This window comes from Pedobacter sp. UYP24, assembly GCF_054057295.1.
Genome location: NZ_JBSRZD010000002.1, coordinates 170872 through 194760 on the forward strand (window position 1 = coordinate 170872; position 23889 = coordinate 194760).

A 23889-nucleotide genomic window follows, 5' to 3' on the forward strand; every position below is an offset into this window, starting at 1 on the left:
ATCCTAGAAACTGCTCGTTAACCGCTTATTTAGCGACTGACAAAAGTATTTTGGAATAATTTTTGCTATTGAAATACAACAGCAATAACTGGCGTAAAGTGTAACGTTTTCAGGAATTTATCTATTAGATTCTCTTTAAATCACTACTTTTGCATTTTGAAACACATAACGAGTACCAAAGCATATAAATGAGACAACTCAAAATCACCCAATCGATCACCAATCGCGAAAGTCAGTCTTTAGACAAGTACCTTCATGAAATTGGTAAGGTAGATTTAATTACAGCCGAAGAAGAGGTAATACTAGCAAGAAAAATACGCGAAGGAGACCAGGCAGCATTAGAACGTTTAACAAAAACAAACTTACGTTTCGTTGTCTCAGTTGCGAAACAATATCAGAATCAAGGCTTAACATTAGGCGATTTAATTAATGAAGGTAACCTTGGGTTGATTAAGGCCGCAAAGCGTTTTGATGAAACTAAAGGATTTAAATTTATATCATACGCAGTATGGTGGATTCGTCAATCCATATTACAAGCGATTGCAGAACAAAGCCGTATTGTAAGGTTGCCTTTAAACCAGGTTGGCTCTTTGAGTAAAATCAGCAAGGCATTCTCAAAATTAGAACAAGAGTTTGAACGTGAGCCTTCACCAGAAGAACTTGCAGAGATTCTGGAAACTACTGTTGATAAAATCTCTGATACTTTAAGTAACTCTGGAAGACACGTATCTATGGATGCGCCGTTTGTTCAGGGTGAAGAAAATACATTATTGGATGTATTGGAAAATCATGAGCCAAATACAGATAGCAACCTGATTAACGAATCGCTTTCTGAAGAGATTAAGCGTTCTTTATCTACCTTAACCGAACGCGAGCGTGAGATTATTGTGCTGTTCTTTGGATTGAGCACCAATCACCCTTTATCACTGGAAGAAATTGGTGAAAAGTTTAACCTAACGCGTGAACGTGTTCGTCAGATTAAGGATAAAGCATTACAACGTTTAAGACATACATCCAGAAGTAAGATCCTTAAATCTTACCTGGGATAATAGTTTTGCGCTAGTAATTTTGGGCTAGTAGTTTATATTGAAGAACCAGGTGTTATTGCGATGCACGAAGCAATCTCATTAAGCATTTGGTTAGATTGCTTCATGCATCGCAATAACTAACTTATGAAATCTTATTTCTTTATTCCATTCGCATTATTTCTAAGCTGTAGCACTGTTAAAAAGAGCGGCGCACAGGACACTAATTCTCAGTTGTTGAAGGATATAGAGGTATTATCTTCAGATGCATATCAAGGCAGGAAGACTGGTACTAAGGGCGCTGAAATGGCTAGAGCTTATATCACCGACCGCTTTAAAGCGATAGGCATTGCGATGTTTGCCGGCTCTGCTAGTTATGAACAGGAATTTAGCTTTAAACGTGGCAGTGATGCGGAAGTAAAAGGAAAAAACATTGTTGGCTACATACAGGGAAAATCAAGTCAGGCAATCGTTATTTCTGCACACTACGACCATCTGGGCATCATGAATAATGAAGTTTATAATGGTGCGGATGACAATGCCTCGGGTGTGGGTGGTCTTTTGGAATTAGCCACGTACTTTTCAAAGCACAAACCCAATAACACCATGATTTTTGCAGCATTTGATGCAGAGGAAATGGGCTTGCAGGGTGCTAAAGCATTTGTAACCAAACCACCTGTTGCAGTGGATAAAATTAAGCTAAACATTAATATGGACATGATTGCCCATAATGATAAGGGTGAACTATACGTATGCGGAACATTTAAGTACCCAGAGCTTAAAAAGTATTTGACTATAAATACTGCTGCTATTAAAATAATACCAGGTCATGATGATCCTAAATTAGGTAAAACTGAGGACTGGACTGATCAAAGCGATCAGGGCGCTTTCAATGCCAAGAACATTCCTTTTCTATACTTTGGAGTGGAAGACCACAAAGACTACCATAAGGCTACTGATGAGTTTAAAAACATCAATAAAACTTTTTATATCAATGCTGTTGCAGCCATCCTGACAATCACAGATAACATTGACAAAGAGCGTGATATCCAGCAGATATTTAAGCAAAAGCTTAAGATGAAGAAGCAGTAAAATTTAGAAGTCTACATCAATTAGGCTGTTTAACGGGATATGTACACCACTTTTTAGTTGCAGATACTGTTCTGTTACTGACCACACAGTAGTGTTGACCGTTTTAGGTCCTTCTTTGGTATTAAAAGTTATGTCTGCTTTTGACTTGAATTCATTACCTAACCTTTGGGCAGAATTTAATTTATTTCTCAATTCTTCGGTATGGTTCTGTTCTGCAGGTATGATTTTACTGATTTCGATAGATTCTTTGGCAATTAATTCCCCTAACATAAATATAATGGCTGTTCGTTTGCTTAAATATGCACTAAATTCCTAGATATATCAATATATAAAGAAAGAGTTACACAAATATGATGTTAAAAAAAAAGCCCGCTAGGCGGGCTTTAAGTTATTTTTTGATCTTGGGTTTATCTTCAATCATTCCTACAAATTCCTTGTCATTTTCGAAGTTTCCAAGTACTGAAAGGGTAAGGTTATTTTTAGTTCCTGTGGCACCAGATAATCGATTAGCAGAAATCACTCCTTTAATTCCAGGAGCAATAATATTTACTGCCTTGGCCAAATAGCCGTCTAAGGGATTGCCCCAATCGTAATCACCTAAATCTGTACCTCCATCAACATCTGGAACCATCCCTGTATAATATTCGCCCTGACCGGCAGAATTCTTACTTTCAAAAAGCGAGAGGTAAACATCATATTTGTTCTCTAAACGGAATGGAAAGAAACCTATTGGCTTACCGTAGGTGGTCTTACCCACAAGACTAACAGTCATTTTAGGTTTTAGATTATTGATGACCAGCTCGCTTGCAGAAGCTGTTCTTCCAGAAACGATAAATACAATATTAGTAACCGTTTTAAGATCGCCTTGTTTACTGAAAGAATTAGTATTGCCTGCAACAGAATAATCAAGATCAGCATAAGTGACAATTTTACCATCTGATCCGTATCGCAACTTGTCATTATCATCTAAAAGTGGCTGATTCTTTAAGATACTAGGATCTGTAGTCCTTCTGTTTCTAAGGTTATTATTGTAATATTCTACATACATGGTACCCGTTGCACTTGAAGGGGCTATAAGATTTGTTAAAGTTTCTGCTGTGCTCACATACCCCCCACCATTGTAACGAAGATCAACCACAAGATCTGTAACTCCCTTTGCAGCGAAGTCATTAAATACTGAAGTTAATGCAGCTATAGAATTGGAAGCGTTAGAAAAACGGGCATAAGCAATGTAGCCTATCTTGTGTGTGCCGGCAGTTAAAATATTACTTTTATAAATAGGACTGCTCTTATAGCTTGCTTTAGTTAGTGTTACATCGAAGGCCGTACCGTCAGTTTTAAAACCCTTTAGTGTAATAGTAGTCGGATTTGCGTAAATAGTTGAATTAATAAGCGTTCTTTCTGAGGAAGAAATATCGCCATTGTTTACTGTTCCTACTTGAGTACCATTAATTTCTGTGATATAGGCACCCCTTGTTAAGCCAGCCTTAAAAGCTGGAGAATTTTCAAAAACGGCCTGGATGTAAAGCTTGTAAGTTGTAGCGTTAATTCCAACTGCGCTAATGGCATAAATTCCAACATCATTGCCGTTACCCTCCAAATCAACAGATGCCTGAGTTTGTGGTACTGAAGCAATCGGCTTCGGATTAATAGTAGAGATATCTTGAATAAAAGAATATTTAGGATAGCTTGAAGTGCTCACATAATCTGGCTTTGCGGCTGCCTTAACCAAACTAAACAAATTACTTTCCAGGTTTAACAAAGTACTACCAGATGTATTGTACTTCCTGGGTTCAAAAGCATCATAAGTTGGTAGTGATTCATTCCAAAAGTAAATCTCTTTGGCATAAAGAAATAAGGAGTCATTGCTGAGCTCCATCCTATTGGTTGTAGGCGTTTGCTTTAGGTTAGATCCTATAGTGGGCATAGGCGGCGCTGTTGGGCCCGGTGTTTTATTCTTTTTACAGGCAGATAACATTACGAATAATGACATTGCAGTAAGAAGTACCCAGTTCTTGAAGTGTATGTTTTTCATTTTATGGTTGAGTTTTTTTTAGACTAAATGAGGAGGTAGTTAAATTAGTTATCCTAAGCAGATTAAAGTGTAATTTACAGGTTTGATTAGGTATAAACGTAATTAATTTATCAAAAGTTCGCTCACATTAGAATATTTTATTTCGGCGGTGAGTGCTGCATTAAGATCAACCTCATCTACTCCAATAAAAAAGGTACGTTTCTGATCAAGTTTATGCTTATTGATGATATTGATCAGGCCTGAAAAAGTAGACTGTTCTTCGGTTTCTTCGATGAAATATACCACCAGGCTCTCTGCTAATTCTTGCCAGTTTGTTTGCCTGATTTTGTTCAGCTGTTGCTCTGGATTACCATTTAACAGCAGGAATATTGATTTGCCGGAATTCTTTATTTCTATCAGAAAATCAAGCATTTGAGGAAACAACTCCAGTTTTAAAGGAAGGCGTGCGCCCGTAATCAAAAGATCAAAGTTTAACTTGTATTTTTCTGGGATGTCCCATTTAACTGCTGTTCGCTCAAAAATACCTTCCGCACCATATTTTTCGAAATCTGCTTTCATGAATTGAAGGATTTCGGTCGCTGGTTTCTGCTCAGCATATTCTATAAAGTTTGCAAACAAGTAGTACACTTGGAGTAGAAAATCCTTTTCTGGGTACAACACTTCATCAAAACCAAAGATAAAGGCATCACCTTTGGTTAGAAATCTCTCAAAAGTCATGTTTATTATTAAATTGTAAGGGGTTCAGGTGAGCTAATGATTTTAATATTAAACTCTTCAAACAGTATTTTAGACTTCTGCACTTCTTGTAGTTCAATAGCATTTAATGGTAATATGGCATCTGCTGCTTCGTCCAGGCAGCAGGTCAATAAGTTATGAGCAATTATGTCATTATTCTGGACGCCCAGTGAAATGAAGCGATATGCCTTGGAAGGAAAAGAAGGCATCTCGCCATAATCTGCAAGTACGATACTATCTTCAGGAAAAAACTTGATCAATTTTAGGGCTTTAGCTGATTTGCCAGCTGTAATTAATATTTTCAAATCTTAATAAGTATAATCAAATCTTAAATAATTAACCCGTCTTTCATGGTAACCACCCTATCGCTGATTTTTGCCAGTCCTTCGTTATGAGTTACGATTACGAATGTTTGATTAAAATCGTCACGCAGTTTTATAAAAAACTCGTGAAGAGCGTTTGCATTGGCAGAATCAAGGTTTCCGGATGGTTCATCTGCTAAAATAATGGCCGGCCTGTTTATTAATGCCCTAGCTACGGCTATCCGTTGCTGTTCGCCACCTGAGAGTTGGTTGGGCTTGTGATTTGCACGATCCCTTAATCCGAGCAGATTTAATAAGTCCATAGCCCGCTCTTCCGCTTCCTTTTTAGGAACACGGGCAATAAAAGCTGGTATGCAAATATTCTCCAACGCAGTAAATTCAGGAAGCAAATGGTGAAATTGAAATACAAAACCGATATTTGTATTTCTGAATAAACTTAGCAATTCGCCACTGAGCTTGTTAATTTTGGTACCATTCAATGAAACTTCCCCTTCATCTGGTTTATCCAGTGTTCCAAGTATGTGCAGCAGCGTACTCTTGCCTGCTCCTGAAGCACCAATTATGCTAACGATTTCTCCTTTTTCAACCGTAAAATCAACTCCTTTTAAAATGGGCAAATTCCCATAAGCTTTTTTAATACCCGTGGCTTTTAGCATAAATGCAAACTTAGTGTTTTTAAAACCAATCTGAAATTGTAGATTTGATCAAATTTTTTCAGCAAATGAATATCCACGAATATCAAGGTAAAGAAATACTTAAAAGTTTTGGTGTAGCCGTACAAGAAGGCATAGTTGCAAACACCGTTGAACAAGCTGTTGAAGCTGCTAAAAAAATGAAAACCGATTACAATTCGGACTGGGTGGTGATTAAAGCACAGATCCATGCTGGAGGTAGAGGTAAAGGCGGTGGTGTAAAACTAGCTAAAAACCTTGATGAGGTGAAGGAACGTGCAACTGCAATTCTAGGAATGCAATTGATAACTCCTCAAACTGGCCCTGAAGGTAAAAAAGTAAACAAAATATTGGTTGCACAGGATGTTTATTATCCAGGCCCTTCTGAAACTAAAGAATTTTATGTAAGTGTAGTTCTAAACCGTGCAAGCGGTAGAAACATCATTATGTATTCCACAGAAGGTGGGATGGATATTGAAGAAGTTGCAGAACATACTCCACACCTTATATTTAAAGAAGAGATTGATCCAAAAGGTGGGCTTCAGGCATTTCAGGCAAGAAAAATCGCCTTCAATTTAGGTTTAAGCGGTGGTGCATTTAAAGAAATGGTGAAGTTTATTACTGCATTATACAAAGCATACGACAATACAGATTCTGCAATGTTTGAGATCAATCCTGTATTGAAAACTTCGGACGATAAGATCATCGCTGTTGATGCTAAAGTAGATCTTGATGAGAATGCGTTGTTCCGTCATCCTGACTATGCTGCAATGCGTGATAAACTGGAAGAAGATCCAACTGATGTTGAAGCCAGCGAATCAAACCTAAACTATGTAAAGCTTGACGGGAACGTTGGCTGTATGGTAAATGGCGCCGGACTTGCTATGGCAACAATGGATATCATTAAAATTGCAGGTGGTGAGCCCGCTAACTTTTTAGATGTTGGTGGTACTGCTAATGCACAAACAGTTAAAGCCGGATTTAACATCATCCTTAAAGATACGAATGTAAAAGCCATCTTGATTAATATATTTGGTGGTATCGTTCGTTGCGACAGGGTTGCGCAAGGTGTAATTGATGCTTACAAAGAAATTGGTGATGTACCGGTTCCTATCATTTGTCGTCTACAGGGAACGAATGCAGTGGAAGCAAAGAAATTAATTGACGAGTCTGGCTTAAAAGTATTCTCTGCAATTGCTTTAAAGGACGCAGCTGCATTAGTTACTCAAGTTTTAGCCTAAAATTTTAAAATATTTAATAAATAAGCTGCCTTATGGCGGCTTTTTTTGTTAAATAGCCTTTTAAAAATAAGGGTTAAAAACAAAAGGCCTACAACTATCCAATTGTAGGCCTCTCTAACCAAATATAAATTAAACGAGCAATACAAACATAGGATTTTTTTTATAAAAAACACTTAAAACAATATTTATTTTAACAAATAACATTAATTATTTCAATTATAAACTTTAAATAGACATATAAATATATAATAACCATTTTATGTAGATATAATCTATGTTATTCCTTTGTTTATATTATAATAAAGTTATTATCAACATTAAATTATAAAATTATGCTACTATTAAATAAAAATATCAGTATAATTCACATTAAATTGAAATATAATCAAGTTTTATAAGATTTATTTGAATAATACCTAGCTTTAGTTATAATGCATAACGACTTAGGAGGATTGGCAAGGTAGATTTGCACTTTAAAATAAATAAATATGAAAACAGCATTAGTAACGGGAGCAAATAAGAGTATTGGCTTTGAAACCGCCAAACAACTATTAAAAAAAGGATATTATGTCTATCTGGGTTGTCGCGACCTTGACAAAGGCAAACAAGCAGTCGTCCAATTGCAGTCCGAAGGCTTGGGAAATGTAGAGCCTATTTTAATCGATGTTAACAACCCAGTATCCGTAAGGGCAGCGAAGAATTTTCTAGAAAGTAAAATCTCAGTGCTAGACGTGTTGATTAACAATGCGGGTATTGCAGGAAGCTTTCCACAGAATGCACTAGAAACAGATGTTGCAACGTATCGAAATGTGTTTGATACTAATGTATTTGGGGTGATAGAGGTAACTCAAGCCTTTATGGGTCTTCTTAAAAACTCAAGGGAACCTAGAATTGTAAATGTCACCTCAGGTCTGGGGTCACTTACGTTGCATTCAGATCCGTCATGGAAATATTATCCGATTAAGCCGGTTGCCTATTTGGCGTCCAAGGCAGCACTGAATGGTTATACAATTGCATTGGCCTATGAGCTTAGAGATACTTTATTTAAGGTTAATGCAGTTGATCCGGGTTATACTTCAACTGACTTCAATCATCATAGCGGTCCTGGAACAGTTGAAGATGCTGCCGCCAGAGTTGTTAAAGCAGCTACATTGGATATGAAAGGGCTGACTGGCCAGTTCTATAGTGACGACAATTCACCTGAAACAGGAATAAGTCCCTGGTAATTCGTTTGATTCGGGCTTACGCCGGTATTATATTTAACTCATAATGATCTTAAGGCAATCAGTACTAAACCAAGAACTGATTGTCTCAGAAAACACACCTAAAACACCAAAGCGAATAGTAAATAAATTGCTGCCATTTCTTATTTCAATTTCTTATTTTTGACCCGCTCCACTAAAAAGTTATGATTAAAAGAGAAAAAGTAAAGCACCTATTAGAGACTACAGAATTTGATAGAGAAGTTACCGTTATGGGGTGGGTTCGTACCTTCCGCAACAACCAATTCATTGCCATAAATGATGGTTCATGCATGGGCAATATTCAGATTGTGGTAGATTTTAATAATACCGCGGAAGAATTATTGAAACGCATTACAACAGGCGCTGCGATTTCAGTAAAAGGAATTGTTGTAGAATCCCTGGGTAAAGGACAACGTGTTGATATTAAAGCTACAGCTATTGAGATATTGGGCGACAGTGATCCAGAGAAATTCCCATTGCAGCCTAAAAAACATAGTCTCGAATTTTTAAGAGAGATTGCTCACTTACGTTTCCGCACCAATACATTTAATGCAGTATTTAAATTAAGGCATGCGCTCGCATTTGCCATTCACAAATTCTACAATGAGCGAGGATTTGTTTATATGCATACCCCTATCATCACGGCATCCGATGCGGAAGGTGCAGGTGAGATGTTTAAAGTGACCACGCTTGATTTTGATAACGTTCCGCGTACTGAAGATGGTAAAGTAGATTTTTCTGAAGATTTCTTTGCCCGAGCAAGCAACTTAACCGTTTCAGGACAACTGGAAGGTGAACTTGCAGCAATGGCTTTTGGACAGATTTATACATTCGGACCAACATTCAGGGCCGAAAACTCCAACACTACTCGTCACCTTGCCGAGTTTTGGATGATTGAACCGGAAGTAGCTTTTGCTGATCTGGAAGACAACATGCAGCTTGCAGAAGATATGCTGAAATATGTGATTGAGTATGCATTAGAAAACTGTAAAGATGAACTAGAGTTTTTAAATACTCGCCTACTAGAAGAAGAAAAATCTAAACCACAAGCAGAACGATCAGAACTTTCACTACTGGAGAAATTAAACTTCTGTCTCAACAATGATTTTGAACGCTTAACTTATACTGAAGCGATTGCGATCCTTAGGTCTTCTAAACCAAATCAAAAGAAACAATTCAAATACCTAATAGATGAATGGGGAGCAGACCTACAATCAGAACATGAGCGCTTTTTGGTAGAGAAGCATTTTAAAAAGCCTGTAATACTAACAGACTACCCGGCAGACATTAAATCGTTTTACATGCGCCAAAATGAGCCTGATGCCCAGGGAAGAAATACAGTAGCGGCTATGGACATCTTGTTTCCCGGTATTGGGGAAATTATTGGAGGTTCACAACGTGAAGAACGTTTAGATAGACTTACGAAAAGAATGGAAGAAATGCACATCCCTCAGGACGAGCTTTGGTGGTATTTGGATACCCGAAAATTTGGATCTGCACCTCATGCAGGATTCGGATTGGGATTTGAGCGTTTGGTGTTGTTTGTTAGCGGCATGACCAACATCAGAGACGTAATCGCTTTCCCACGTTTCCCTAAAAACGCTGAATTTTAAATATTAGATTTTTAAAGAACGTTATATCATGCGGCTTTCTCAATTTGAGGAGGCCGCATTGTTTTCAAGACTATCGTTAAAAGAATTGGCATGAGAATAGTCTATCAGCGATACCTTATAGTCTGTAGGTGCAAAACTTGCTGAGGTACTTAAAGCCATTCCCAACTCAAATCTTATTGGATAAGGAGATTGCAACAAACTACCTTCTGGTATATAGGGAAACGTTTCCATGTAAGACTGCATTACGTTGGTTGCCACCCTCCTGTTTATGTAAGCCCTTGTAAGCTCGTAGGTATGATGCAAACCCGCAGCACCCAATAGCTCTACGGCACTGGCCACAGTTAAGCGATGGAAATTAAATACCCTTACTTTTTTATCTTCTACAACCAGACCTTTCATTAAACTGGGATCTTGTGTTGCTACCCCGGTTGGACAAGTATTACTATTGCATTCCAAAGCCTGTATACAACCAAGTGCGAACATCATCCCCCTGGCAGAATTGCATAAATCAGCGCCAAGTGCAATGTTTTTTACCAGGTCGAATCCTGAAGCAACCTTACCCGAAGAGATAATTTTAATATGCCTTTTAATATTGAAGCCTGTAAGTACGTCAAAAACGAATGCAACAGCTTCTCTTAAAGGAATACCCACTGAATTGGAGAATTCCTGAGGAGATGCACCGGTACCACCTTCGCCCCCATCTACCGTAATAAAATCTACATGAATGTTACTCTCCACCATCGCTTTGCAAATGGCAAAAAACTCGCTGCGCCTGCCAATGCAAAGCTTAATACCTACCGGCTTTCCGCCAGATAAGTCTCTTAACTTTTTCACAAACCGCATCATTTCCATTGGCGTTTTAAACTCTGAATGTGAAGGTGGAGAGATTACATCAAAACCTTCTTTTACCAGTCGTATTCTTGCAATTTCAGGTGTTACTTTTTTGGCTGGTAAAATACCTCCGTGACCAGGTTTAGCGCCCTGAGATAATTTAATCTCGATCATTTTTATTTGTTCAGCTTTAGATTTATCTGCAAAGGCTTCATCATTAAAGCTTCCATCATGATGTCTGCAACCAAAATATCCTGTACCAATCTGCCAGATTAAATCACCACCCGGGTTTGAATGGTAATCACTAATTCCCCCCTCACCTGTATTGTGCGCAAAGCCGCCCATTTTTGCTCCTCCGTTTAAGGAAAGAATCGCATTCTGACTTAAAGAGCCAAAGCTCATTGCTGAAATATTATAGATACTGGCAGAATAGGGTTGTGAACAGTCCGGCCCACCTACCAAAACCCTCGGATTTTCATCTAATTCATGGTGACTAATTGCCGCTATGCTATGGCTTAGCCACTCGTACCCATTTTCGTATACATCAAGTTGGGTACCAAAAGGTATGGTGTCGTTTTCCATCTTTGCACGCTGATAGATCAATGACCGGGCTAGCCTGCTAAATGGCTTCCCATTGGTATCACTCTCTACAAAATATTGGTACACTTTAGGCCTCAGGTCTTCCGCAAAATACCGAAGTCGTCCAATTACAGGATAATTCCTAACAATACTATGTTTGGGTTGGTATAGATCGTAAATGCCTAGTAAAACTATTGGAAAGGTAAAAATAGCAATCCACCACAACGGTGGATAGATAAGTCCAAGTAAAATGGTAAGGGCGACTAAAAATGCAGCTATGGCGATAAATGCTTTTCTCATACTTGTTAATTTAATAAAAACATAGCAATAGCGCAATTATAATCCAGTTTCGGCTCAAGATTTGTGTAATTTTACATATGCTTATCAAAATCTATCCGGAGAATCCAAATCCTAAAGCAATTGAACAAATTGTAGAGGTATTAAAAAAGGGAGGAATCATTATCTACCCGACTGATACCGTGTATGGAATGGGTTGCGACATCACCAATCAAAAGGCGATAGAAAGGATTTGTAAGCTAAGGGGCATTAAACCAGAGAAAGCCAATTTCTCTTTCATTTGTTCAGACCTGAGGCACATTTCAGATTATATTAAACCAATAGATACCATAGTTTTCAGGGTATTAAAAAAAGCACTACCAGGCCCGTTCACTTTTATATTTAATGCCAATAACAACGTACCTAAGCTATTAAGCTCAAATAAGAAAACTGTAGGCATCAGAGTGCCTGACAACAACATCGCACGGGAGATTGTGCTGCAACTTGGTAATCCTATTCTATCAACCTCCATCCATGATGATGATGAGGTTATTGAGTACTCTACCGATCCGGAATTGATCCATGAAAAATATGAGAATAAAGTAGATCTAATTGTAGATGGCGGTTATGGAGATAACGAGCCATCTACTGTAGTCGATTGTACTTCAGGCGAATTTGAGATCATTAGACAAGGCAAAGGCGACCTCGAAAGTGTGATCGGTTAAGCCTCCCATCAAATTATCCCTTAAATTTCTTCATAAAGTCTTTAACGCTACCGCTTAAGTTATTTCCATCCAGGCTCTTTACAAAAGCACTCCCTACTATTGCGCCATGCGCAAACTTACATGCCTTATCAAAAGTTTCTTTGCTGCTGATACCGAAACCAATAATACTTGGGTTTTTAAGTTTCAGATCTGCAATTCTTGAAAAATAAGCCTCCGTTTGATCTGAAACCTGTAAATTCTGACCAGTTGTAGCGGATGAAGATAACAAATAAATGAAGGCATTGCTTATTCCATCTATCTTTTGAATACGTTCTGGCGAAGTCTGCGGAGTAACCAGAAAAATGTTACTTAAACCATATTTGGCAAATATTTCTGCATATAACTCCTCGTATTCCACCATAGGAAGATCAGGCACAATACATCCATCAACTCCTACTTCTGCACATGCTTTACAAAAATTTTCTACACCAAATTGCAGCATTGGGTTTACGTACCCCATTAAAAGCACAGGAATAGTAACTGTTTTGCGCAAGTCTTTTAGCTGTTCAAATAAAAGCTTTAAGTCCATTCCATTATCCAGCGCCTGCTTGCTGCTTGCCTGAATAACAGGTCCATCTGCAACAGGATCGGAATATGGGAAACCGATTTCCAGTAAATCTGCACCACTTTGTTCCAATTCCTCTGCAATAACCATTGTATCACCTAGATTAGGATAGCCTGCAGTATAATAAATGGAAAGTATATTTTTCTTCTGTTCGAATAAATCTTTTAATCTGCTCATTTTATAAGTTGAAATATTTCATGTAAGTATCCATATCCTTATCACCGCGGCCGGATAAACAAACGACTACGTTTTCATTGCCTGTAAAAGTCATCTTTTCCAGGTATGCCAATGCATGCGCACTCTCAATGGCAGGAATGATTCCCTCCATTTGCGTTAAAAGAAGACCTGCATGTAGCGATTCATCATCTGTGATAGATACGTATTGCCCGCGTCCGGTCTTGAATAAATGTGCGTGCTGAGGACCAATACCGGGATAATCCAACCCTGCGGAAACAGAATGTGGCTCAACCACTTGCCCGTCATGCGTTTGCATTAAAATACTTCTGCTACCGTGCAAGACACCCTCTTTACCCAGTGTAGTAGTTGCAGCAGAAAACCCACTACTAACGCCTCTGCCCGCTGCTTCAACAGCAATTAGTTTTACCTGCTCATCATCCAGGAAGTGATAGAACATACCCATCGCGTTGCTCCCGCCACCCACGCAAGCCAAAACATAATCAGGCTGGTCACTTCCAGTTTGTTCAATGAGCTGTTTTTTCGTTTCCTCAGAGATGATCGATTGGAAAATACCTACCATATCAGGATACGGATGCGGACCAACAACAGACCCAATAATATAGTGGGTATCTATAGGATTATTGATCCAGTCGCGCATGGCCTCATTAGTTGCATCTTTTAATGTTTTACTACCTGAAGTAGCTGGCACAACCGTAGCACCTAGCATTTTCATCCTGGCTACGTTAGGAGCCTGACGTTTGATGTCTACTTCACCCATATAAACCACACATTCAAGTCCTCTTAAAGCACACACCGTAGCTGTGGCTACACCATGCTGACCCGCCCCGGTTTCAGCAATGATCCTTTTCTTACCCAATCGCTCTGCAAGCAGAATCTGACCTACTGTATTATTAATCTTGTGGGCACCGGTATGGTTTAAATCTTCTCTTTTCAAGAATATATTTGCATTGTACTTTTTAGAAAGTCTTTTGGCCAGGTAAAGCGGCGAAGGCCTGCCTACATAGTCCTTTAACAATTGATGAAATTCCTTTTGGAAATCCTCATCCCTAATAATTTTCAGGTAGTTCTGTCTAAGTTCTTCTACGTTTGGATAAAGCATTTCAGGAATATATGCTCCGCCGAAATCCCCGTAATAACCCTTTTCATTTACAAAATAGCTCATAACTGTGTTTTAAAATACTTTAATTTATCAAAATCTTTTATCCCCGGCTCCAATTCAAACCTGCTGTTTACATCTATGGCATAAAAACGGGCATCATTTATATTGTTCAATTCGTTTACATGATCTTCACCGATGCCTCCACTCAGAAAATAGGGGACATCAAGTGTGTATTGCTGTAGCAAGCTCCAATTAAAAACCTTACCAGAACCCCCATGATCCGGCGTTTGTGTATCAAACAAGAAGTAGTCAACTACACCAACATAAGCTTCCAGGATTTTAAAATCGAACGATTCATCTATACCAAAGGCTTTTATTATGAGTAACTCTGGTATAGCTTTACTGCTTAGTTCTGCACAATAATTTATAGATTCTGATCCATGTAACTGAACACCTGTTAGCTTAAACAGCTCTACAATGCGCAATACCTCGTCCAAATCTTCATTCACAAATACGCCTATCCTATCTATATTTTGTGGCAGGCCCAATACCTCTGCAGATGATAAGTTCCCAGCGTATCTTTTTGATTGCTTGTAAAATATAAAACCCATAAAATCAGGCGCTAATCCTGATATTTCAAGAATATTAGCTGGGTCTTTCATCCCACATATTTTAAGCCTGGCCTTCACTATGCAATTAATTTTTTGAAACTATTTAAAGCCAGCTTATTCATTAGTGATTCTTCCGCTTCGTAGAAGCAGTCGCCAAAAGTTTTACTGCTATCAATTGTATTAATAGCCAGTGCGGCATTACATAACACTACATTTCGCTGTGCATCAGTAGCATTTCCATTTAAAACATTTTGGAATATGGCTGCAGAAGACTCAACCGTATCCCCTCCTTTAATCTCACTTTCATTAATCTCAGAAAAACCAAGATCTGCTACCGTCATCAGCGCTTCGCCAGATTTGCTGAATGTTTTAAAATCACAAGTCAAGGAAACCTCATCAAAACCATCAACAGCATGAAGAATCGTATAGTTTTTATCCGTATCCTGGTAGAGATAAGCATATTGCCTGGCCAGTTCCAGACTAAATACCCCTACAATTTGATTTTTTGGCTGTGCAGGATTAACCATTGGACCCAACATGTTAAAAAACGTTTTAACACCCAACTCTTTGCGAATTGGTGCAACCGTCTTCATTGCCGGATTAAACAAAGGCGCGTGGATAAAGCAGATTCCTGCGGTATCTAAGCTGCGCTTTAAGGTATCCTGATCATTTGTAAAGGTATACCCAAGATATTCAATAACGTTCGAAGAGCCACATCCAGAAGAAACACCATAATTGCCATGTTTAGCTACTTTATAACCAGCCCCTGCCACAACAAAGGAGGCAAGAGTAGAGATGTTGAATGTATCCTTACCATCACCACCAGTACCACAAAGATCAACCAACTCAAAGTCAGACAAGTCCAGTTTTAAACAAAGATCAAGCATGGCATCTCTAAAGCCCTGCAGTTCCTGCACGGTAATATTCCGCATACCATAGGCTGTAATAAAAGCAGCTATTTGAGAGTGGTTAAATTCGCCCTTGGCGATGGATGTTAATATTTTTTGCGCTTCTTCCCTGCTAAAGGTCTTGTTTTCAAATAGGTGATTGAGTATTTTTTTCATTGTCTGTCTGGTTCAATTGGTAACTTCTGTAGGAGGTTTTAAAATTCCTGTAAAATAAAAAAGGTTGCCTTAAAGCAACCCTCAAAATATTTTATATAAAATATAACGTTCAAAATAGGGTTACACTACGCTGCTGCGTTGTGCCACCACCAATTATTAAGTCCGTTTGTTAATTTCATCATTGGCAAATATGGAATTGTTTTTGCAAAGCAGCAAATCTTTCCTAAAAAAAATTAATAATTAACAGCGTTTTATAAAATCAAGTGTGTAATCATACAACTTATTACATCCAAAGATCATTTGGGTTATCATCCCTACATGCTTTTTACGAGGAATCACGTGCATTTCAACATTTACGTTGTTGGTATTAAGGATTTTATTTAACCGCTCAGATTGTATTTGTATGGCAGGATAGGTTTTTTCACCATAGAATATAATATGAGGATTATGAATATTGTTTACATAATTCAGCGGAGAACCTGCTGTCCAAACCTTAGGGTCTTTACTAAAGGTCCTTAAAAAATCATAATAGCTGTTATCCTTCTCTGCCATCGTCAGGTATTCATGCATATCCAGTCCGAATGGATCATCTAAAATAACTCCTTTGATCGGATTAGCTACTCCAGCTGTTTTAAAGTATTGCGGATCAGCATTGATTAGTTCCGCTAGCTGACCTCCTGCTGAGTGCCCCATAAGAAATATCCTTTTGGGGTTGCCACCATAATTACTAATGTTGTTGGTTACCCATTTTACCGCATTGGCACAATCGGCCGCCATCTGCTTATATTGATTATCAGGAGCCAAACCATAATTAATTGTTACGGTAACTACCCCTTTGCGTGCAAAATTTCTGCCCAACCACCAATAAATATCTTTTTTACCACTGCTCCAGGATCCTCCATGGATAAATATGATTACATCTTGTGCCGTATCTACTTTAGTTTTGTGATAGATATTTAACTGCCTTCTAATGTCATTGGTTGCGGAGGTGTAGCTGATGTTCTTTTCAACTTTCACCTTTGCCGATAAGGCCGATAGCTGACCCAAAAAGGCAAATAGCATAAACGTTAATGTAAGTTTCATTTATTATTTAATTAAAGCATTCTTCTCTTTACTGAAGTGATTGAATACCAACTTATCTGCCAGTGCAGGCAGCAGCTTATTTAGCCAAACAGTTAATTTGCCCTGTCCTGTAATTAACAGTGTACGTTTTCTGTTTACAATCCCTTCAGCAATAATAACAGCAACAGCTTCAGCTGTCATCATTTTACCTTCATCCATACTTGTTTCGCCATGCGAGGAGCCATCATTGGCCAACGCCGCAGAGCGGATATTAGAAGTGGTAAAACCAGGACAAGCCACCATTACATGCACACCAGTTTTTAAAAGTTCTGTCCTCAATGATTCCATGAAACCATTCATAGCAAACTTAGAAGCAGAATAACCAGTCCGGCCGGGCAACCCTCTGTAGCCAGCTATAGAAGATACGCCAATTATACTGCCTTTGGTTTTTAGAATTTCTGGTAAAGCATATTTTGTACAATAAACCGTACCCCAAAAGTTAACATCCATTAAATTTTTAAGCACACTAATGTCGGTATCATTGAACAGTGCACGCATAGACAAACCTGCATTATTTAAAAGAATATCAATGTGCCCAAAAGTATCAGTAGCCTGCTTAATCAGCAATGCACAATCGCTTTCTTTACTTACATCTACCTGTACAGCAATAGCTTTGATCTGGTATCTCTTTTCAAGATCGGCTGAAATTTCACAAAGGGTAACAAACTGACGTGCACCCAGTATTAGGTTTGCACCACGTTTTGCAAATTCTTCTGCGCATGCCTTACCAATACCTGATGATGCACCGGTAATGATGATTACTTTATTCTTAAAATTCATGCTCTTATTTAATTAATGAGTTTTCATAAGGAACCCTGGTAACAATAGATCTGCCCAGGGTAATCTCATCTGCATATTCCAGTTCGCCGCCAAAAGCGATTCCCCTGGCAATAGTGGTAATTGGTATTTGAAAATCTTTTAGTCGCTTGTACAAGTAAAACAGCGTAGTATCTCCTTCCATTGTGGCGCTAAGTGCCAGAATAACTTCTTTTACAGGTGTAGTGGCCACACGCTGAACCAGGGAATCTATAAAAAGATCTGACGGACCTACTCCATCCATTGGTGAGATCAACCCACCCAATACATGATACACTCCAAAGAACTGTGAAGTATTCTCTACCGCCATTACATCTCTCGTATCCTCTACCACGCAGATCAATTCTTTATCGCGCTTATTGGCGGTACAGATCTCACAGGTATTATGATCTGAGATGTTGTGGCAAACTACACAGTGCTTAATTTCCTGCCTAAGCCTGATCATCGTATTTCCAAAATGGGATACTTCTTCCTTGTCTTTACCCAACAGGTGCAGCACCAATCGAAGCGCAGTTTTTTGTCCCACACCCGGCAGCTTAGCAAATTCACTTACAGCGTCTTCAAGTAATTTAGAAGAAAAGTTCATCTTACAAACTTAAATAAAAGCACTTATTTAATAATATGATTTCTTACATTTAAAAGCTAACAGCATCCTATGAGTCCGGCTATACTATTATCATTCCTTATCGGGTATTTTTTGATATTGATTATCATTGCTTTTGCAACCTCAAAGAAATCATCTGATAACTCTACATTTTTTATCGCTAACAGGAACTCCAAATGGTATCTGGTTGCATTTGGGATGATTGGCACAGCATTATCAGGAGTCACATTTATCTCTGTACCTGGCGAAGTTGGTGCTCCTGCAGGAAACCAGTTCCAGTATTTCCAGTTCGTATTAGGCAATGCCATAGGTTTCATCATTATTGCTACCGTTCTATTGCCTCTATACTACAGGATGAAACTCACTTCAATATATAGCTACATTGAGCAACGATTGGGCTTTTACAGTTACAAAACCGCAGCCTCTATATTTTTAATTAGTCGCACTATAGGCTCTGCCTTCCGTTTATACCTGGTTGTGATCGTATTACAGCGCTTCATATTTGATAGTTATGGAGTTCCTTTCTGGGCCACGGTAATGATCTCTTTAATCTTGATCTGGTCATACACCTTTAAAGGAGGATTGAAAACAATTATTATAACTGATACATTGCAAACGTTCTTCCTTGTGCTATCTGTATTTTTAACCCTTTACTTTATTTGTAGCAGTCTGGACTTAGATATCCCAAGAACCTTTGAGACCATCAAGAACAGCGGGTATTCCAAGATTTTCTTTTATGAAGAATTCCTGACCAGCAATTTCCATTTCAGCAAGCAATTACTGGGTGGTATTTTTGTAACCATTGCCATGACGGGACTTGATCAGGATCTGATGCAAAAGAACCTGAGTATGAAGACCATTGGTGAAGCCCAAAAGAACATGTTTACTTTTACCGCTGTATTTGTTGTGCTCAATATCTTTTTTTTAAGCGTAGGTGCTTTGCTTTACATTTACGCAACAAAGAACGGAATTGCAATACCTCTTGATCACCTTACCGGAAAGCCCCGTACTGATTTTCTATTTCCTGAGATCGCTTTCAACCACCTGGCGCTAATACCAGGTGTGGTGTTTATGCTTGGCTTAACGGCAGCAACATTTGCGACAACAGATTCAGCCCTTACAGCCCTTACCACCTCTTTTTGTGTTGATTTTCTGCAAATGGATAAGGGAACGGATACCAATTCAAAAGCATCCGTAAACACCAGGCACTTGGTACATGTTGGGTTCTCCATACTGATGTTTTTAGTGATTATTGTATTTAACGTATTGAACGATGAGTCTGTAGTTAAAGGTATTTTTAAGGTAGCATCCTATACCTACGGACCGCTGCTTGGGCTTTACAGTTTTGGCCTTTTTGTAAGGAACCGGGGTCTGCATGATAAACTGGTACCTTTTATTTGTCTGGTTTCTCCAGCAATATGTTACGTATTAAATGAGTATTCGGCACAGTTATTAGGAGGATATAAGTTTAGTGTAGAACTGATTTTAGTAAATGGCCTTATCACCTTTATCGGATTATTACTGATCAGTAAGAAAACAGATCTGCAAACCAAATTTTAATTAGAAGTGTATAAGAATGACTAGTGAAGAGAAAATAAGAAGTGCATTTGAGAATAAGAACTGGCAGGAAATTAAAGTTACAGATTCCTGGCAAATCTTTAAAATAATGGCCGAATTTGTGGACGGCTTTGAGAAACTTGCCAAAATAGGACCATGTGTATCTATTTTCGGTTCTGCAAGAACAGCGGAAACAAGTAAGTACTATGAGATAGCGGTAGAATGTGGCAAGCTTTTAACCGATCGTGGTTATGGCGTAATTACTGGCGGCGGACCAGGGATTATGGAAGCTGGTAATAAGGGTGCGCATACTAATGGAGGTAAATCTGTCGGTTTAAATATTGAGCTTCCTTTTGAGCAGTTTCACAATAAATATATCGATCACAACAAGTTACTTGAGTTTGATTATTTCTTTATCCGTAAGGTCATGTTTATGAAATATTCTCAAGGGTTTATTGTACTGCCAGGTGGTATGGGTACCATGGATGAAATGTTTGAAGCCATTACATTAATTCAAACCGGAAAAATTGCACGCTTTCCAATCGTACTGGTGGGCAAAGATTACTGGGGCGGACTGGTAGACTGGATTACTAAAACCATGTTGCATACAGAGCACAACATCCATGAAGAAGATTTGAATCTTTTTAGACTGGTGGATACCGCAGAAGAGGCCACAGAGCACATCTTCAGGTTCTACGATAAGTATGTATTGAAACCTAACTTTTAAGCTAGAAATGTGTTACGCCACCCGATACTACCAGTTTCATGGCATCGGCAGCGCTCATTTCCAACATCTTAATCTTATCGTTTTTAACTACATACACCTGCCCGGCAAAGGAGTAGGAGAATGGAAAATAAACAATAGATTCGCCAGGCAAACCAATGGCGGTTAGGTCATTTTGTGTTAGAAAACCTATTCTTTTTAAATCGCCCTCCACTTCAACCAATACAGGAGTATTGAACTTTTTCTCATCGCCAACAAAGGCTTCAGTCAGGTCTTTTATGGAAGAATAGATAAACTTTAAAATAGGCAACCTGTCCAGCACACGCTGAAACCAGTTGTACATGGGTTCAGTAACAAAATTGGTTACAAAAATACCTGCTGCAAGTATAATGGAGATTACAAGCGCTAATCCCAGTCCGGGGATATTCCTGCTGGCACCGGTTTTTGGATCAACACCCAGAATGTTGTTTACATTTAACCAGCTATCAACTGTGGTAACTGCCCATATCACAATGAAAACACTTAATGCAATTGGCAGTACGATCAATAATCCCTTGATCAAATAATTCAATATTCCCCTCCCAATTCTGTTCATGCTGCAAACTTAGAAAAATTTAACTTGGCAGGGAAAGCCTATTCATAAAAATACACACGCTTTACGCGCTGAGATATATTGGTAAGAATTTCATAAGGAATGGTATCAATTTGTTTGGCCAGCTGTGCAATGGTCAGTTCTCTATTAAAAACAATAACCTCATCGCCAGTCCTCACCTCAATACCGGTTACATCCAGCATGCACATATCCATACAAATTACCCCTACGGTTTTGGCTGGCTTTCCGTTAATAAGCATATGCCCTACCCCATTACCAAACCTGCGGTTGTATCCGTCTGCATAACCAATCTTTACTGTTGCAATTTCACCGCCACCAGGAATCATGCCTTTGCGACTATACCCAACGCTTTCATTGGCATTAATGTGTTTAACTTGGGTAACTGTAGTTTTCAATACCGCCACGGTTTGTAAAGCACGGGCATTGGATAAGCCACCATCAAAGCCGTATAAACCAATCCCAATTCTTACCATATCAAGCTGCGCATCCGGATGTCTTGTTATGCCTGAAGTATTGGATATATGTCTGATAAAGGAATATTTCAGTTCTCCTTCGATGGTATTTGCCATAGCTGTAAACCGGGCTATCTGGTATTTGGAAAACTCATCATGCTCAAGACTTTCGCTGCCTACCAAGTGTGAAAATACAGAGGCTACCTTTAGCTTTTTACTCTCTTTAAGCGCATTAATTAAGTCAGATATGTCAAGCTCTTCGAAACCCAGTCTGTGCATTCCAGTATCCAATTTTATATGAATGGGGTAATCATATTCATTATCACCCAAATACCCGCTAAAGCTATTCAGGATATCCAGGCTATAGATTTCAGGTTCCAGTCGGTGTTTAATGATGGCATCAAAGCCTGAGGACTCCGGACTCATTACCATGATTGGCATAGTAATTCCGGCTTTCCGTAATGATACACCCTCATCTGCATAAGCAACGGCCAGGTAATCTACTTTGTGGTACTGTAGCAAATTGGCTATTTCGAAACTGCCACTCCCATAAGAGAACGCTTTAACCATTGCCATTACCTTAACACCCGGCTTTAATTTATTGCGGTAAAATTGCAGATTGCCAGATAAGGCATTTAAGTCTATTTCCAGAATGGTGTCATGTATTTTTTGAGATATAAGGGCACTTATCCTTTCAAACTCAAACCTCCTGGCCCCTTTTACTAAAATGGTTTCATTACTAAAATGAAGTGACGGGAAATTGTCTATAAAAGATTGTGTGCTATCAAAAAAAGTGGCATCTAATTCAAATAGCTCGGCACAAGCAGAAATATGCGGACCAATGCCAATTAACCTGCTTAGGTTCTTTTGTTTTAGCAAGGCTGCAATTTCCTTATATAACACCTCATCAGTCTTCCCCGTCTCTACCAGATCTGACAAGATCAATGTCTTTTTTACATGCTGATTTTGCAGATTTAAAAAATCTAGCGCAATGGCCAAAGAAGAAGTATCGGCACTATAAGAATCATCAATTAAAGAACACTGATTAATCCCGGTTTTAAGTTCCAGCCGCATGCTTACTAAAGAAAGTTTCTCCAGGCGTAGGTCTGCATCTTTAGGTGTATATCCAAGTGCAAGTAGTGTTGCCCAGCAAATGATACCGTTTTCAACAGATGCCTTATCTCTAAAAGGAATTAGGCATTCTATTTCATCGCCTTTAAAGTTTGCACGAATGTAAGTTCTGCCATCAATAGGCTCTAAAAAGAGAATCTGAAGATCTGCCTTTTGCTTCAGGCTCCATGAAAACTTCGTTTTACCCGGCAGGTCGGCTTCTTTAATTCCAATGGTATAATCCGGACTATAAATCAACAATTCAGCATTATCGAAAAGCTTTAGCTTTTCAGTAAGCTTTTCATAGTGAGAATTAAAGCCTTCAGCATGTGCTTCACCTATATTAGTTAAGATGCCGATAGTTGGTTGTATGATGCACGCAAGCGCTTCCATTTCGTTGGTCTTTGAAATCCCTGCTTCAAAAATGCCAAGGGTATGGTCTTCTTCTATTTGCCAGACAGAAAGTGGCACTCCTATTTGTGAATTAAAGCTTTTAGGACTTTTAACGATATTAAAATCAGTCGCCAGCAATTGGTATAGCCATTCCTTAACAATGGTTTTACCATTACTTCCGGTGATGGCGAAGGTTTTTAAGCTGTATTGCGATCTGTTATATGCAGCCAAAGTTTGCAGTGCATCCAATACGTTACTAACCAGGATTACATTTGCTTCAGGAAACTGACTTAAGTAAGCTGCATTACTGATTACAAAATTCTTAATGCCATTGGCGTAAGCATCTGCCAGGTATTCGTGCCCATCTCTTTTTGCTACAAGGGCAAAAAACAAGGACTCTTCAGGGTCTATCATACTCCTGGTGTCAATAACCAGCTGACTAATCACCGCATCTTTTACTAAATTAAATGACTTTGGTTTTAATAGCTCAGCAATCCGTTTAATGCTATACGTGGCGTGACTCATAGACCAA

23 protein-coding genes are annotated in these 23889 nt (G+C 38.7%); 8 read left to right on the forward strand and 15 right to left on the reverse strand.

Annotated elements, in window-relative coordinates:
• The first annotated feature begins 188 nt into the window (after positions 1-188).
• Together ACVWYN_RS05420 and ACVWYN_RS05425 are read left to right on the forward strand one after the other, a co-directional pair.
• Positions 189-1049 carry a sigma-70 family RNA polymerase sigma factor gene (locus ACVWYN_RS05420; protein WP_131552811.1) on the forward strand — a complete coding sequence of 287 codons (861 nt, stop codon included), beginning with the start codon at positions 189-191 and terminating at the stop codon, positions 1047-1049.
• A 123-nt stretch (positions 1050-1172) separates the two neighbouring features.
• Positions 1173-2117 carry a M28 family peptidase gene (locus tag ACVWYN_RS05425; RefSeq protein WP_457287814.1) on the forward strand — a complete coding sequence of 315 codons (945 nt, stop codon included), beginning with the start codon at positions 1173-1175 and terminating at the stop codon, positions 2115-2117.
• Positions 2118-2120: 3 nt separating this feature from the next.
• On the opposite strand, the gene ACVWYN_RS05430 is transcribed toward ACVWYN_RS05425, so the two are convergent.
• The 5 genes from ACVWYN_RS05430 to ACVWYN_RS05450 all read right to left on the reverse strand — a co-directional run bounded on the left by ACVWYN_RS05430 (position 2121) and on the right by ACVWYN_RS05450 (position 5866).
• A complete protein-coding gene (locus tag ACVWYN_RS05430) occupies positions 2121-2387 on the reverse strand; it encodes a hypothetical protein (RefSeq protein ID WP_457287815.1) in 267 nt (88 codons plus the stop codon).
• 118 nt (positions 2388-2505) lie between these two features.
• Positions 2506-4152, reverse strand: a complete 1647-nt coding sequence (locus ACVWYN_RS05435; RefSeq protein WP_457287816.1) for a S41 family peptidase — start codon at positions 4150-4152, stop codon at positions 2506-2508.
• 102 nt (positions 4153-4254) lie between these two features.
• Positions 4255-4869 carry an HAD hydrolase-like protein gene (locus tag ACVWYN_RS05440; protein WP_457287817.1) on the reverse strand — a complete coding sequence of 205 codons (615 nt, stop codon included), beginning with the start codon at positions 4867-4869 and terminating at the stop codon, positions 4255-4257.
• Positions 4870-4877: 8 nt separating this feature from the next.
• Positions 4878-5192, reverse strand: a complete 315-nt coding sequence (locus tag ACVWYN_RS05445) for a hypothetical protein (RefSeq protein ID WP_457287818.1) — start codon at positions 5190-5192, stop codon at positions 4878-4880.
• A gap of 23 nt (positions 5193-5215) precedes the next feature.
• Positions 5216-5866, reverse strand: coding sequence for an ABC transporter ATP-binding protein (locus tag ACVWYN_RS05450; protein ID WP_457287819.1), 651 nt, complete (start codon positions 5864-5866; stop codon positions 5216-5218).
• A 65-nt stretch (positions 5867-5931) separates the two neighbouring features.
• On the opposite strand from ACVWYN_RS05450, the gene sucC reads away from it, so the two are divergent.
• The 3 genes from sucC (at position 5932) to asnS (ending at position 9979) form a co-directional block, all read left to right on the forward strand.
• Entirely contained in the window at positions 5932-7122 is a 1191-nt protein-coding gene (gene sucC / locus ACVWYN_RS05455; RefSeq protein ID WP_457287820.1) for an ADP-forming succinate--CoA ligase subunit beta, read from the forward strand.
• A 488-nt stretch (positions 7123-7610) separates the two neighbouring features.
• Positions 7611-8348, forward strand: a complete 738-nt coding sequence (locus ACVWYN_RS05460; RefSeq protein ID WP_457287821.1) for an SDR family oxidoreductase — start codon at positions 7611-7613, stop codon at positions 8346-8348.
• Between the two features lie 182 nt (positions 8349-8530).
• Positions 8531-9979: an asparagine--tRNA ligase gene (gene asnS, locus ACVWYN_RS05465; protein ID WP_457287822.1), complete on the forward strand. Its 1449-nt coding sequence runs from the start codon at positions 8531-8533 to the stop codon at positions 9977-9979.
• Between the two features lie 39 nt (positions 9980-10018).
• Here asnS and ACVWYN_RS05470 read toward each other — a convergent pair whose 3' ends face one another.
• Positions 10019-11689: an FMN-binding glutamate synthase family protein gene (locus tag ACVWYN_RS05470; protein ID WP_457287823.1), complete on the reverse strand. Its 1671-nt coding sequence runs from the start codon at positions 11687-11689 to the stop codon at positions 10019-10021.
• A gap of 77 nt (positions 11690-11766) precedes the next feature.
• Between ACVWYN_RS05470 and ACVWYN_RS05475 the strand changes: the two genes are divergently transcribed.
• Complete coding sequence (locus ACVWYN_RS05475) at positions 11767-12390, forward strand: L-threonylcarbamoyladenylate synthase (RefSeq protein WP_457287824.1); 624 nt, start codon at positions 11767-11769, stop codon at positions 12388-12390.
• 13 nt (positions 12391-12403) lie between these two features.
• On the opposite strand, the gene trpA is transcribed toward ACVWYN_RS05475, so the two are convergent.
• The 7 genes from trpA to recR all read right to left on the reverse strand — a co-directional run bounded on the left by trpA (position 12404) and on the right by recR (position 18490).
• Positions 12404-13171 (reverse strand): tryptophan synthase subunit alpha, encoded by a 768-nt coding sequence (trpA, locus tag ACVWYN_RS05480; RefSeq protein WP_457287825.1) that lies wholly within the window; start codon positions 13169-13171, stop codon positions 12404-12406.
• 1 nt (position 13172) lies between these two features.
• A complete protein-coding gene (gene trpB / locus ACVWYN_RS05485; RefSeq protein WP_457287826.1) occupies positions 13173-14354 on the reverse strand; it encodes a tryptophan synthase subunit beta in 1182 nt (393 codons plus the stop codon).
• Complete coding sequence (locus tag ACVWYN_RS05490) at positions 14351-14953, reverse strand: phosphoribosylanthranilate isomerase (RefSeq protein WP_457287827.1); 603 nt, start codon at positions 14951-14953, stop codon at positions 14351-14353. The genes trpB and ACVWYN_RS05490 overlap by 4 nt, the downstream gene beginning before the upstream one ends.
• Before the next feature lie 26 nt (positions 14954-14979).
• Entirely contained in the window at positions 14980-15966 is a 987-nt protein-coding gene (trpD, locus tag ACVWYN_RS05495; protein ID WP_457287828.1) for an anthranilate phosphoribosyltransferase, read from the reverse strand.
• Positions 15967-16206: 240 nt separating this feature from the next.
• Positions 16207-17049 carry an alpha/beta hydrolase gene (locus tag ACVWYN_RS05500; RefSeq protein WP_457287829.1) on the reverse strand — a complete coding sequence of 281 codons (843 nt, stop codon included), beginning with the start codon at positions 17047-17049 and terminating at the stop codon, positions 16207-16209.
• A gap of 3 nt (positions 17050-17052) precedes the next feature.
• Positions 17053-17868 (reverse strand): SDR family oxidoreductase, encoded by an 816-nt coding sequence (locus ACVWYN_RS05505; protein WP_457287830.1) that lies wholly within the window; start codon positions 17866-17868, stop codon positions 17053-17055.
• Positions 17869-17872: 4 nt separating this feature from the next.
• Entirely contained in the window at positions 17873-18490 is a 618-nt protein-coding gene (gene recR, locus ACVWYN_RS05510; protein ID WP_457287831.1) for a recombination mediator RecR, read from the reverse strand.
• A 69-nt stretch (positions 18491-18559) separates the two neighbouring features.
• Between recR and ACVWYN_RS05515 the strand changes: the two genes are divergently transcribed.
• Both ACVWYN_RS05515 and ACVWYN_RS05520 read left to right on the forward strand, forming a co-directional pair.
• The gene (locus ACVWYN_RS05515) at positions 18560-20068 is read left to right on the forward strand and encodes a sodium:solute symporter (protein WP_457287832.1); all 1509 of its coding nucleotides are present in this window, start codon (positions 18560-18562) and stop codon (positions 20066-20068) included.
• A 16-nt stretch (positions 20069-20084) separates the two neighbouring features.
• Positions 20085-20792 carry an LOG family protein gene (locus tag ACVWYN_RS05520; protein ID WP_457287833.1) on the forward strand — a complete coding sequence of 236 codons (708 nt, stop codon included), beginning with the start codon at positions 20085-20087 and terminating at the stop codon, positions 20790-20792.
• A gap of 1 nt (position 20793) precedes the next feature.
• Here the strand turns inward: ACVWYN_RS05520 and ACVWYN_RS05525 are convergent, their stop codons facing one another.
• On the reverse strand, positions 20794-21384 hold the full coding sequence (locus ACVWYN_RS05525; protein WP_457287834.1) for a DUF502 domain-containing protein: 591 nt from the start codon (positions 21382-21384) through the stop codon (positions 20794-20796).
• Between the two features lie 38 nt (positions 21385-21422).
• Complete coding sequence (locus ACVWYN_RS05530; RefSeq protein WP_457287835.1) at positions 21423-23882, reverse strand: bifunctional UDP-N-acetylmuramoyl-tripeptide:D-alanyl-D-alanine ligase/alanine racemase; 2460 nt, start codon at positions 23880-23882, stop codon at positions 21423-21425.
• Positions 23883-23889 lie beyond the last annotated feature (7 nt).